11 protein-coding genes and 1 pseudogene are annotated in these 11568 nt (G+C 65.7%); 9 read left to right on the top strand and 3 right to left on the bottom strand.

Translation table 11 applies throughout. The annotated features are described in order from the left end of the window. From RIT73_RS16965 to RIT73_RS16935, 7 genes are all read left to right on the top strand, one after another. On the top strand, nt 1-527 hold a 527-nt coding region (locus tag RIT73_RS16965), incomplete at its 5' end, for an SRPBCC family protein (protein WP_309133285.1). Between the two features lie 65 nt (nt 528-592). After that, nucleotides 593-1390, top strand: a complete 798-nt coding sequence (locus RIT73_RS16960; RefSeq protein ID WP_309133284.1) for an alpha/beta fold hydrolase — start codon at nt 593-595, stop codon at nt 1388-1390. A gap of 172 nt (nt 1391-1562) precedes the next feature. Further along, the gene (locus RIT73_RS16955; RefSeq protein ID WP_309133283.1) at nt 1563-2471 is read left to right on the top strand and encodes a sulfurtransferase; all 909 of its coding nucleotides are present in this window, start codon (nt 1563-1565) and stop codon (nt 2469-2471) included. Then, nucleotides 2471-2938 (top strand): SufE family protein, encoded by a 468-nt coding sequence (locus RIT73_RS16950; RefSeq protein WP_309133282.1) that lies wholly within the window; start codon nt 2471-2473, stop codon nt 2936-2938. The genes RIT73_RS16955 and RIT73_RS16950 overlap by 1 nt, the downstream gene beginning before the upstream one ends. A 48-nt stretch (nt 2939-2986) precedes the next feature. Then, nucleotides 2987-4093: an iron chelate uptake ABC transporter family permease subunit gene (locus tag RIT73_RS16945; RefSeq protein ID WP_309133281.1), complete on the top strand. Its 1107-nt coding sequence runs from the start codon at nt 2987-2989 to the stop codon at nt 4091-4093. A gap of 83 nt (nt 4094-4176) precedes the next feature. Further along, complete coding sequence (locus RIT73_RS16940) at nt 4177-5190, top strand: FecCD family ABC transporter permease (protein ID WP_375295026.1); 1014 nt, start codon at nt 4177-4179, stop codon at nt 5188-5190. Then, entirely contained in the window at nt 5187-6047 is an 861-nt protein-coding gene (locus RIT73_RS16935; RefSeq protein ID WP_309133279.1) for an ABC transporter ATP-binding protein, read from the top strand. Before RIT73_RS16940 ends, RIT73_RS16935 begins: the two co-directional genes overlap by 4 nt. Before the next feature lie 3 nt (nt 6048-6050). Here RIT73_RS16935 and RIT73_RS16930 read toward each other — a convergent pair whose 3' ends face one another. The 3 genes from RIT73_RS16930 to RIT73_RS16920 all read right to left on the bottom strand — a co-directional run bounded on the left by RIT73_RS16930 (nt 6051) and on the right by RIT73_RS16920 (nt 8029). Next, nucleotides 6051-7076, bottom strand: coding sequence for a DUF808 domain-containing protein (locus RIT73_RS16930; protein WP_309133278.1), 1026 nt, complete (start codon nt 7074-7076; stop codon nt 6051-6053). 90 nt (nt 7077-7166) lie between these two features. Then, the gene (locus RIT73_RS16925; RefSeq protein WP_309133277.1) at nt 7167-7550 is read right to left on the bottom strand and encodes a hypothetical protein; all 384 of its coding nucleotides are present in this window, start codon (nt 7548-7550) and stop codon (nt 7167-7169) included. Continuing rightward, nucleotides 7547-8029 (bottom strand): META domain-containing protein, encoded by a 483-nt coding sequence (locus tag RIT73_RS16920; protein WP_309133276.1) that lies wholly within the window; start codon nt 8027-8029, stop codon nt 7547-7549. The genes RIT73_RS16925 and RIT73_RS16920 overlap by 4 nt, the downstream gene beginning before the upstream one ends. Nucleotides 8030-8259: 230 nt before the next feature. Here RIT73_RS16920 and RIT73_RS16915 point away from each other — a divergent pair, with 230 nt between their 5' ends. Beyond that, on the top strand, nt 8260-10152 hold the full coding sequence (locus RIT73_RS16915) for an LPXTG cell wall anchor domain-containing protein (protein ID WP_309133275.1): 1893 nt from the start codon (nt 8260-8262) through the stop codon (nt 10150-10152). Nucleotides 10153-10483: 331 nt separating this feature from the next. After that, nucleotides 10484-11568: pseudogene (locus tag RIT73_RS16910) on the top strand (S1 family peptidase); the annotation flags it as partial.

The following is an 11568-nucleotide window of genomic DNA, read 5'->3' as shown; positions in this document are numbered from 1 at the left end:
CCCCCCGGGAACCGGCACGAGCAGAGGAAACCCGAATGGCCGATTCCGATCCCTACCCCGATGAGCGCTTCTCACGTTCGCGCACCATCCCGGCGCCCGCCTCGGCGATCTTCGCTGTCCTGGCCGACCCGAGCCGTCACCAGGAGACCGAACCCGGCGACTGGGTCCGGACCGCGTTCGATCCCGAGCCCATCACCGAGGTCGGACAGATCTTCGGGATGAACATGTACGGCGAGGGCGCCGGAGGCGATTACCAGATGCACAACACGGTGACGACCTTCGACTCCGAACGGTCGATCGCCTGGGAGCCGGGTCAGCCGGACGAGACCGGAACCGTCATCCCGGGAGGCTGGCGCTGGCGCTACGACCTTGAGGAGGTCGAGACCGGCACCGAGGTGAGACTGACCTACGACTGGTCCGCGACCACGCAGGAGACCCGGGATTTCTTCGGAGGGTTCCCTGTCGTCGGACCCGAATTCCTCGACGAATCGCTGGCGACCCTCGAGCGCGCAGTCACCCGTCAGTGACTTCGCCCGTCAGTTCCGTAACCGGCAGTGACTTCGCCCGTCAGTGACCCGGGTAGTCTGGTGGCGTGAGTGACATCGCCACCAGACTGATCGGACAGGCCGGCCCCAGAGTCGTCTTCCTCCACGGGCTCTTCGGCCGGGGGAAGAACTTCACCTCGATCGCCAAGGCGCTCGAGCCCGACTTCTCGAGCCTGCTCGTCGACCTTCCCAACCACGGCGAGTCCGCCTGGACGGACACGCTGAGCTACATCGACATGGCCGACGCCGTCGCGGACACGATCGCAGAGGTGACGGAACCGGATGCGCTGCCCGTGCACCTGGTCGGGCACTCGATGGGCGGGAAGGTGGCGATGGTGCTGGCCCTGCGGCACCCTGAGCTGGTCGAGCGTCTCGTCATCGTCGACATCGCCCCCACCTCGGGCGGAGCCAGTGGGGAGTTCGACCATCTGCTGACCAGCCTGGCAGCCCTCGACCTCGACCGGATCACGTCGCGGGGGCAGGCCGACGAGGCGCTTCGGGAGCCGATAGCCGACCCCCGGGTCAGGGGGTTCCTGCTGCAGAACCTGCGCCCCACCTCGGCGGGGTACTCGTGGCAGCCCAACCTCGCCCTGCTCAAGGACCGCCTGCCGGTGATCGGGGGCTTTCCGAGCGTGGAGGAGATCGGAGCGCGGAGCTTCGACCATCCCGTGCTGTGGATGGCGGGGGAGCGGTCGGATTACATCCGACCCGACGATCTGAGCACGATGCGCGAGCTGTTCCCGCGCACGACTCTGCTCACCGTCAAGGAGTCGGGACATTGGGTGCATTCGGAGCAGCCGCAGACCTTCGTCTCCGCGCTGAGGACGTTCCTCGGTCGCGGGTGACGGCCCCGGCGTCGACAGGGGCACGGACAGGAATATGCTGGGATCCGGCGACGTTGAGTCAGCGAGACGCCATCACCCTGCGGAAGACACACAGAGCACTGAACACACAGAGCGCTGAACACACAGAGCAAGACATGCAGGGCATTGCGGAAGACACACTGAGGAGGAGCGAGTGAGCACATCGATTCCGGCCGATTCCACGGCCAAGTTCGCTGAATACGTCCACGGCGAACGACTGGTCAGCACCGACTGGGTGGCCGAGCACGCGGGCGAGCCAGGACTCGTCATCGTCGAGAGCGACGAGGACGTCCTCCTCTACGAGACCGGGCATATCCCGGGGTCCGTGAAGATCGACTGGCACACCGAGCTCAACGATCCCGTCTCCCGCGACTACGTCGACGGCGCCGGATTCGCCGAGCTCATGTCGAAGAAGGGGATCTCCCGCGACGACACCATCGTCATCTACGGCGACAAGTCGAACTGGTGGGCCGCCTACGCCATGTGGGTGTTCTCCCTCTTCGGCCACGAGGATGTGCGCCTGATGGACGGCGGCCGCGCGAAGTGGCAGGCCGAGGGTCGTGAGCTCACCACGGAGAAGCCGAAACGGGAGCGCACCGACTATCCCGTCGTCGAACGCGACGACTCGAAGCTGCGCGCGTTCCTTCCGGATGTCCGCAACCAGCTGGGACAGTTCCCGCTCATCGACGTGCGCAGCCCGGAGGAGTACACCGGCGAGCGCACCCACATGCCCAACTACCCGGAGGAAGGCGCCCTGCGCGGCGGTCACATCCCCACCGCGCAGTCGGTGCCCTGGGCGAAGGCCGCGAATGAGGACGGCACCTTCAAATCGGCTGCCGAGCTGCGTGAGATCTACACCGAGCAGGCGGGCCTGGGAACCTCCGATGAAGTCATCGCCTACTGCCGCATCGGCGAGCGCTCCAGCCACACCTGGTTCGTGCTCCAGCACCTGCTCGGCTACGAGAATGTCCGCAACTACGACGGCTCCTGGACCGAATGGGGCAACGCCGTGCGCGTTCCCATCGCGGTCGGAGCGGAGCCCGGTGAGGTGCCCGGGCGCTGATGACCACGGACACGAACACCGACCTGCCCGAGACCCTGCGGGAGATCGTCGAGGACTTCGCCGAGACCGACCCGGGCGAGCGACTCGAGCTGCTCCTCGAGTTCTCCTCGGAGTTGCCCGAGCTGCCGGAGAAGTATGCTGAGCATCCGGAGCTGCTCGAGCCGGTCCCCGAATGCCAGTCGCCGATCTTCCTCGTCACCGAGGTCGATGACCCCGACCAGGGAAAGCGGGCGACGGTGCACCTGCACTTCTCCGCCCCACCAGAGGCCCCGACGACGCGGGGATTCGCCGGGATCCTCCGCGAGGGGCTCGACGGTCTCACCGCCGAGGCGGTGCTGTCGGTTCCTGCCGATCTGCCCCTGCGGCTATCGCTGACCCAGGCCGTGAGCCCCCTGCGGCTACGCGGTATGAGCGGCATGCTCTCGCGGATCCAGCGGCAGGTCTCGGAGCGCATCGACTCCATCTGATAACTTAGGTGAGACTGCCCTTCGTTAGTCGAACCTAAGGAACTTGCCATGACCAGTCTCGCCACCACCTCGGCGCCGTCATCAGTCGGTGCGGGACGCGGTCGTGGAACCGATGCGGACGCAGCGTCCGGCCCTGCTCCGGCCACCGGCACCGGTCTGCGGCGGCGACGGGCCATCGGGCTCCTCGTGACCGCGGTCGCCCTCGGCGTGATGGTCCTCGCGTCTTTGGCGCTCGGCTCCCGGGACATTCCCGTCTCCGAGGTGGTCCGCGCCTTCACGGCACCCACCGGCAGCAGCGACCACCTGGTCGTCCTCGAGATGCGGCTGCCGCGGACAGTGCTCGGCATCCTCGTCGGCCTCGCCCTCGGGGCGGCCGGAGGACTGATGCAGGCGCTGACTCGCAATCCGCTGGCCGACCCCGGCATCCTCGGGGTCAACGCCGGAGCGTCCCTGGCAGTCGCGATCGGGGTCGGCTTCTTCGGCATCACCTCGATCTCCGGCTACATCTGGTTCGCATTCGTCGGTGCACTGCTGGCGACCATCGCCGTCTACCTCATCGGCGCGGCGGGGCCCGGCCACAGCGTCGACCCGATGCGGCTGACTCTGGCGGGGGTCGCGGTCGCCGCGGTCCTCACCGGGCTGACGAAGGGGATCCTGCTCACGGATGAGCGCGCCTTCGATGCGTTCCGCGCCTGGGACGTCGGGGCGATCGCCGGCCGCGGCTTCGACACGGTCAGCGCGGTCGCTCCCTTCATCGCAGCCGGGGTCGTCCTCACTCTGCTCCTGTCGCGCGCGCTCAACGCAGTGGCGCTCGGTGACGATCTGGCGGCGGGCCTCGGCGTCTCCGTGCACCGGACCAGAGTCCTGTCGATCCTCGCCGTGACCCTGCTCGCGGGTGCGGCCACGGCGGCGGCCGGTCCGATCGCGTTCGTCGGCCTGATGATCCCGCACATCGCTCGCTGGATCACCGGCACGGACCAACGCTGGATCCTCGCCTATTCGCTACTGCTCGCACCTGTCCTGCTGCTCGTCTCCGACGTCCTCGGCCGCGTCGTGATGAGACCCGGCGAACTGCAGGTCGGCGTGGTCACGGCCTTTGTCGGCGCCCCGGTCCTCATCGCCCTCGTCCGCCGGAAGAAGGCGAGCGGACTGTGAAGGCGGCATCGACGACGGCCACGTCGGATATCGCGGGAACTGCTCGAGCGACGACGGGGGAGCGGGTCGACTTCGGCCGGCCCATGCTGCGGGTCCTTGGGTTCCGCATCGACGTCCGGGTGGTCGTCACCGCCGCCGTGCTCGGAATTCTCGCCCTGGCCTGCGGGTTCGTCGCCCTGTTGCTCGGCGAATTCGACCTCACCCCGGCGGATGTGTTCGCCGGGCTGTTCGGGCAGGCCGAGCGGCGGATCGTCAACATCGTCGTCGCCGAATGGAGGGCTCCGCGCGTTCTGGCCGGCATCATCCTCGGCGCGGGCCTCGGCGTCTCGGGCGCCGTGTTCCAATCCCTGACCCGCAATCCACTCGGCAGCCCCGACATCATCGGGTTCTCCACCGGCGCCTACACCGGTGGGATCCTCACGATCCTCGTCTTCGGCGCCGGCTACCTCTCCACCGCCGCCGGCGCGGTCATCGGCGGCCTCGCCACCGCCGTCCTCGTTTACCTCCTGACCTGGAAGGGCGGTGTCCAGGGTTTCCGTCTCATCATCGTCGGCATCGCCCTGACCGCGATGTTGGGCGCGTTCAACACGTGGCTGATCATGCGGGCCGACCTCGACCTCGCGATGGCGGCCGCGACCTGGGGTGCCGGCACGCTCAATGCGATGGGGTGGGAGACGATCATCCCGGCGGGCATCGCGACCATCGTGCTGACGATCGCCTGCGGTCTCTTCTCTCGCGATCTGTCGACGCTCGAACTCGGCGACGACACCGCCAAGGCGCTCGGAGTGCGCAACGAACCCGTTCGAGCCGCCCTCATCCTCTGCGGTGTGGCGCTGGTCGCCGTGGTCACCGCCGCCGCGGGACCCATCGCGTTCGTCGCGCTGGCGGCCCCGCAGATCGGACGACGGATCGCCAGGGCCCAGGGAACCAGCCTCCTGTCCGCGGCCGCCGTCGGGGCCCTGCTGCTCGTCGCCGCCGACCTCATCGCCCAGCATGCACTGGGAGACATCCAGCTGCCCGTCGGCGTCGTGACCGTGTGCATCGGCGGGATCTACCTCATCTGGCTGCTCGTCCACGAAGCTCGGAAGGCACTATGAATCCTCAGACTCTCATCACCGCCGAGGTGAACCGACCCTCCAGCGCCTTGGTCGACACAGATGCTCCTGCTCCACTCGCCGCCCGCGGCCTCGACCTCGCCTACGACCAGCGTCAGATCATCTCGGGCCTCGACATCGACATCCCGGCCGGCGCGTTCAGCGTCATCGTCGGGCCGAACGCCTGCGGGAAGTCGACGCTCCTGCGCGCCCTCGCCCGGCTTCTGCCGCCGACCGCCGGGACCGTGCTGCTCGACGGGCAGGACATCGCGACCATGAAGACGAAGCAGATCGCCAGACGGCTGGGCCTGCTGCCGCAGAGCTCGATCGCGCCGGAGGGCATCACCGTGGGCGAGTTGGTCGCCCGCGGCCGCCACCCGCATCAGTCGTTCCTGCGGCAGTGGACCGACGCCGATGAGGCGGCAGTGCTCGCGGCACTGCGGGCCACCAACACGGACGTGCTCTCCGCCCGTCCGGTCGACGAACTCTCCGGCGGTCAGCGCCAGCGTGTGTGGGTGGCCATGGTGCTGGCCCAGGAGACGCCCCTGCTGCTGCTCGACGAGCCGACGACGTTCCTCGACCTCGCCTACCAGATCGACCTGCTCGACCTGTTCTCGGAGCTCAACCGCGAGCGTGGCCACACGCTGGTCGCTGTGCTCCACGACCTCAACCAGGCGTGCCGGTATGCGGATTCGATCATCGCGATGAAGAACGGTGCGGTCGTCGCCCAAGGCGCGCCGAGCGACACCGTCAGCACCGAATTGGTCCGCGAGGTGTTCGGGATCGACTGCACTGTCATCGACGACCCGGTCACGGGAGCGCCGATGATCGTTCCCGGAATGCCGGGGAAGCGAGCCTGACCTCTACTTCGCAGCTGTGTCGCCCTTCTGACCCTTCTCCGGCGCCTCCACGCTGGACTGAGGAGCTTCGCCCTTCTGACCCTTCTTGATCAGGGCGGTGATGCCCAGAGCGATTCCGGCGACGATGCTGCCCCAGATCAGCCCGAGGATGAGGGAGAAGAAGGTGTTGACCAGCCATCCGAGGAAGCTGCCGATGCCTGCGACCGCCGCGGCCGGCTCTTCGAGGTGGTGGACGAATCCGTAGAGGGCGTGCAGGCCCAGTTCGTCGGTGCCGACGAGGATGATGTGGCCACCCACCCACAGCATTGCGAAGGTTCCGACGACGGAGAGTGCGGCGAGCAGCTTCGGCATCGCCATGACGAGGAATCTTCCGAACTTCTGAACACCGGGCTTGGTCCGCTCCGCCATGTGCAGGCCGATGTCGTCCATCTTGACGATCAGTGCCACGACTCCGTAGACGCCGACGGTGATCGCGAGAGCAACGACGACGAGGATGACGGCGCGGTTGAGCAGTGACTCCACAGCCACCTCGTTGAGCGCGATGACCATGATCTCGCAGCTGAGAACGAAGTCCGTGGTGATGGCACCGCGCACGATCTTCTTCTCGGGGTCCCCTTCGGCGTCTTTGCCGTGTTTGGGCTGCTTCGTCACCGGCTTCTCGTGATGTTCGATCCAGCCGAACTTCTCGAAGACCTTCTCCGCGCCCTCGAAGCACAGATAGGTGCCGCCCACCATGAGCAGGGGGGTGAGCAGCCACGGCACGAACTGGCTGAGCAGGAGGATGATCGGCAGGATGATGACGATCTTGTTGAACAGCGAACCGAGCGCGATGCGCCGGATGATGGGCAGTTCCCGCTTGGGGTCGACTCCTTCGACGAACTTGGGAGTCACCGCGGCATCGTCGACGACGACGCCGACGGTCTTGGAGCCCGCTCGGCCGGCACCGGCGGCCACGTCGTCGAGGCTGGCTGCGGAGAGTTTGACGAGCGCTGCGACATCGTCGAGGAGTGCGATGAGACCACCGGCCATGAGAGCGTTCCCTTTATCGATTCGTTGAGTGGTGAGTGATGGGGTTTCTGCGAGGACTGGGCTGACCCGAGGACTGGTCTGCCTCGAGGGCTAATCTGCCTCGAGGTCGCGGCGAAGCTTGCCGACTTCCTGTGACCGGACATCGAAGACGACGAGTTCGTCACCGCGAACCTCAACGGTGCGGGCACCGGTCACCCATGCCTGCAGGTTCGGAGTGGCCATCAGGGTCGTCATCGCGGGCCGGATCATCGCCTTCGAACCTGCACCCTTGCCGGCAACGTCGCCGGAGTTCCCATCTTCGCCGTCGTCCGCAACTTCGCTCTTGTCCGCCGAGGCGATCCGTCCGTCCTCATCCCACGTGGTGACGAGACGGTTGATCCCGTCGCTGCCCTGGACCTGATGGTCCTCGGTGAACCGGAGGAAGGCGCGGGGGTTCGCATCTGCCCGCCAGGTGCCGATGAATGGGTGAGTCATTTCTCCACCTTCTTCAGTTCGCCGATCTCGTTGCCCTTGATGTCGAAGACAGTCATGGTGTCGCCGTCGACCTTCACCTTCGAGACGTTGCCGAGCCACGGATCGACGCCCGCGCAGGCCTTCTGAGTCGTCGTGAACGGCTTGATGCTGATCGTGTCTCCCTCAGCCCTCCATGTCGACGCGATGGCATTGCAACCGTCTGTTCCGGAGACTGCGCCCTGCTGGGTGAACTCGAGGAATGGGTCACCCTGGGCCGCCGCATACCAGCGCCCGGAGGTCAGCGAATCGACGTCGATCCTGCTCGTGTCCCCGGTGTCTGCCGGGGGAGCGGTGGTCGCTTCGCTCGTCTCCGGGGCGGAGCCGTCACCGAGGCCATCGGTCGGTTCCTGCTTGTCGCACGCGGTGAGCACCAGCGCCAGAACGGCGAGGAATCCGGTGAGGATGAGCAGTGGTACCGGTGCTGATCGAAGTGAACGCATGGGCCAATCCTATAAGGCTCGGCGCGTGATCATGCTCGGAACACGGTCAGGAACTCGGTCGGGACGCGGGCGGAACGCAGCTGGGACGCGGGGGCTCGCGCAGGACAGAGCAAGAGCACTTGCACTTTAGTTCGTTGTGTTCAGTCATGCTCGAAGCGAGATTGCGTGCCACCGTTATCAATTCGTAACGTTGCGTGGGCAACTGACTGACGAACGAGAGATCGAAGAGTATGCAGAAGAACATCGCGTCGCGCTCACTGGCGTTGACCGCTGCCGCAGCAGTGAGTCTGGGAACGGCATTCTTCGCCGCTCCGGCCACCGCTGTCGAAGCGCCGAAGCTGACTGAGCAGACTGCGGAGCTGGCTGCGAAACAGGTCGACGAGGTCAACGCCTTCGGCTTCAAGGACGGAACCCTCCACCTCGGCGTCGAGAAGGACAAGGATCTCAAGTCGGACGAGATCAAGGAGCTGAAGAAGAAGTACGGCGCAAAGAAGGTCGTCGTCAAGACAGGCGTCCCAGAGCTCCAGGCGCACGCCAAGAACGACGTCGTCGGTGGAGCCGGGTACCTCATGGACACACCGAGCACCGGCGAGACCGGCTCCTGCTCCACCGGGTTCTCCGGCTGGGACGGCGACGGCAAGCCGATCATCCTCACAGCTGGTCACTGCGCTGAGGACATCGACGCGGATTCCGGTCAGTCCCTGGGCGCGACCAAGCACGTCGACACCGAACGACCGTCGACCTCGACCGCCAATGGGGGCGAAGGGTTCGACCGCAATGGGATCGGTGCCCTGGGTTCGTGGGGCTACAACAAGTTCGGCAGCCCGGTGCAGGAGGGTGAGACGACCGGCAACGAGGGCGACATCGACTTCGGAGTGATCGAGGTCGACGACAGATACAACGTGAAGAACGGCGTCACCGATTGGAAGAGTGCCGATTCCAACGATCTGTCCGCCTCGACGACGCCGATCACCTCGGTCGGCGCTCACCATGAAGGCACCGTCGAGAAGTCGGGCCGGACGACCGGCCTGACCGATGGCAAGGTCATCTCGGCCGAGCAGGCTCCGTTCGAGTTCATGAATGTCAGCGGCCGTTGGGTCCACGGTTTCGCGGTCGAATCATCGATCGACGATCCGTTCTCAGAGCCCGGCGACTCCGGCGGAGCCGTGTTCCAGGACGACAAGGCCGTCGGAGTGATCTCCGGAGGCGGAGAGTCCGAATGGGAGGACGGAACGAAGTTCCAGCTCGGCTGGGTCGCCGACCTCGACTACTCACTCGAGGAGTCGGGAGTCGACTTCAACCTCGAGAAGGAAGCGCCGGAAGCTCCGGCGCCGAAGGCTCCCGTGGTCGAGGACCAGACCATCGAACCCGAAGGTGAAGTCAAAGGTGAAGCCAAGCCCGGCGCCGAGGTGAGCGTCAGCTGGAAGCCAGCGGGCGAGTCGAATGCTTCCGGGTCGAAGAGCTCTACCGCATCGAATGCTTCGGTCAAGGGCAGCGAGACCGTCAAGGTCGACGACAAGGGCAGCTTCACCCTTCAGGGGCCCGCCGAGCCGGGCGAATATGCGTACTCGGCGACAGCCGCCGTCAAGGGCCAGGAATCGAAGGCGACGAAGTTCGACGTCACCGTCGAGTCCCCGGAGGAGACGCCCGAGGCTCCTGCCGAGCGGGGGATCACCATCGACCCCGAGCAGATTGCCGCGTCGGACTTCGTCAAGAAGGACAAGAGCGTGACGATCACGACAGAGGGCTTCGAGGAGGGGGAGGAAGTCACACTTGAGGTCGTCGGCGGGCCGAAGGATGTCGAAGGCATCGAGCTGAAGGAGACTGCGAACAAGGACGGCAAGGCCACCTTCGCGGTCTACGGAACCAGTGAGAACGACCCGGAAGCCTATGTCGGCAAGTACGACCTGGAGGCTACCGGCGCAAACGACTCTGCCAAGGAGAAGCCGCTGACCGGTTCGTTCGAGGTCACTTCCGATGAGGAAGGTCAGGGCGGCGGAAGCGCCGGAGGTGGAGCGGATCTGCCCCGCACCGGTGCTGAGATGACCGGTCTCGCGGCGGGAGCCGGTCTGCTTGTCATCGGCGGTGCGGCAGTCGTAATGACGATGCGTCGTGCGAAGTAGGACTGACCCCGGCATCGTGGGAGCCTGAGCTCCGCGGTCGTCGCGAGAAAAGCCTCTGACGTGCGGTAAAATCCGCGTCCGACCTGTGGCGACGCGGCCCAACTACAGCAAGTGCCCTTGACCATGTGGTCGAGGGCACTTGCTGTTTCGTTCTTTTTGTTCACTGTTTCATGAGCAATTTCTTGGTAGAAGCCGTGTCCAAACCGTAATCTTTCTGTGACTAAGGTCAATCGATTCGTGACTTTACGCACAACGCCTGGCGCTCCCCGAGCGCCGAGCGATGTAGGAAGTCGGTCGACATTGGAAGCTCCCGAAAGAGAGACGTAAAAGTATGCAGAAGAAACTCGTGCAGAGTTCGCTGGCGTTCAGCGCTGCTGTGGCATTGGGACTGGGCGGCGCATTCGCCGCTGCTCCCGCCGCGGCCGCAACCCCGTCCGCGTCGGCCTCGGCAGCCGCAAAGGTGCCGCAGAAGCTCGACGTGCAGAACGAGAAGAAGGCGGCCGCTGTCGCAGCCGACATCGAGGGCGTCAACGCCTTCGGCATCAACGGCGGCAAGCTCTACATCGGCGTCGAAGCCGAGACGAAGGAAGTCAAGGAGCTTCAGGAGAAGTACTCCAACGTAGAGGTCACCCTCGGCGTCAAGGAGCTTGAGCCTCACGCCAAGACCGACGCCGTCGGTGGCGCCGGCTACCTGATGTCGGTGCCCGGCGGCTCGGGCGTCTGCTCGACCGGATTCTCGGGTTGGGACGGAGCGGGAAATCCTGTGGTTCTCACTGCAGGTCACTGCGCCGAAGTTCTCGACGAGACCACCAACGAGACCGTCGGCAAGTCGACGATTGTCGACACCGAGCAGCCCTCGACCGCTCAGGCCAACGGCGGCGAAGGCTTCCAGCCTCAGGGTGTCGGCCCCCTCGGACAATGGGGCTTCACGAAGTTCGGCAGCGACGTCATCGAAGGCGTCCCCACCGATCCCCAGCCCAAGCCCGATGACATCGACTTCGCTGTCATCGAGCTCGATGACGCGACCTACGACGTCAAGAACGGCGTGACCGACTGGACCACCGCCGATTCGGATGATCTCTCCACCAGCGTCAAGCCGATCAGCAAGGTCGGCGCTCACGCCGAAGGTTCGGTCTCGAAGTCGGGTCGGACCACCGGTGTCACCGAAGGTCAGGTCATTCCGGCCGAACAGGTCGGCTTTGATTGGATGAACGTCGGCGGGCGCTGGGTTCACGGCTTCGCCGTTGAATCGACGATCGCCGATCCGTTCTCGCAGCCGGGTGACTCCGGTGGCGCGGTCTACCAGGGAGACACCGCTGTCGGTGTCATCTCCGGTGGTGGACCAGCAGAGTGGAGCGATGGCACTCCGTTCCAGCTCGGCTGGGTCGCTGACCTTGACTACTCGCTCGAGACGGC

The sequence above is a fragment of the Brevibacterium sp. genome (genome assembly GCF_031179145.1).
In the GTDB taxonomy this organism is placed as follows: domain Bacteria; phylum Actinomycetota; class Actinomycetes; order Actinomycetales; family Brevibacteriaceae; genus Brevibacterium.
This window is presented reverse-complemented; position numbering and strand designations above follow the sequence as displayed.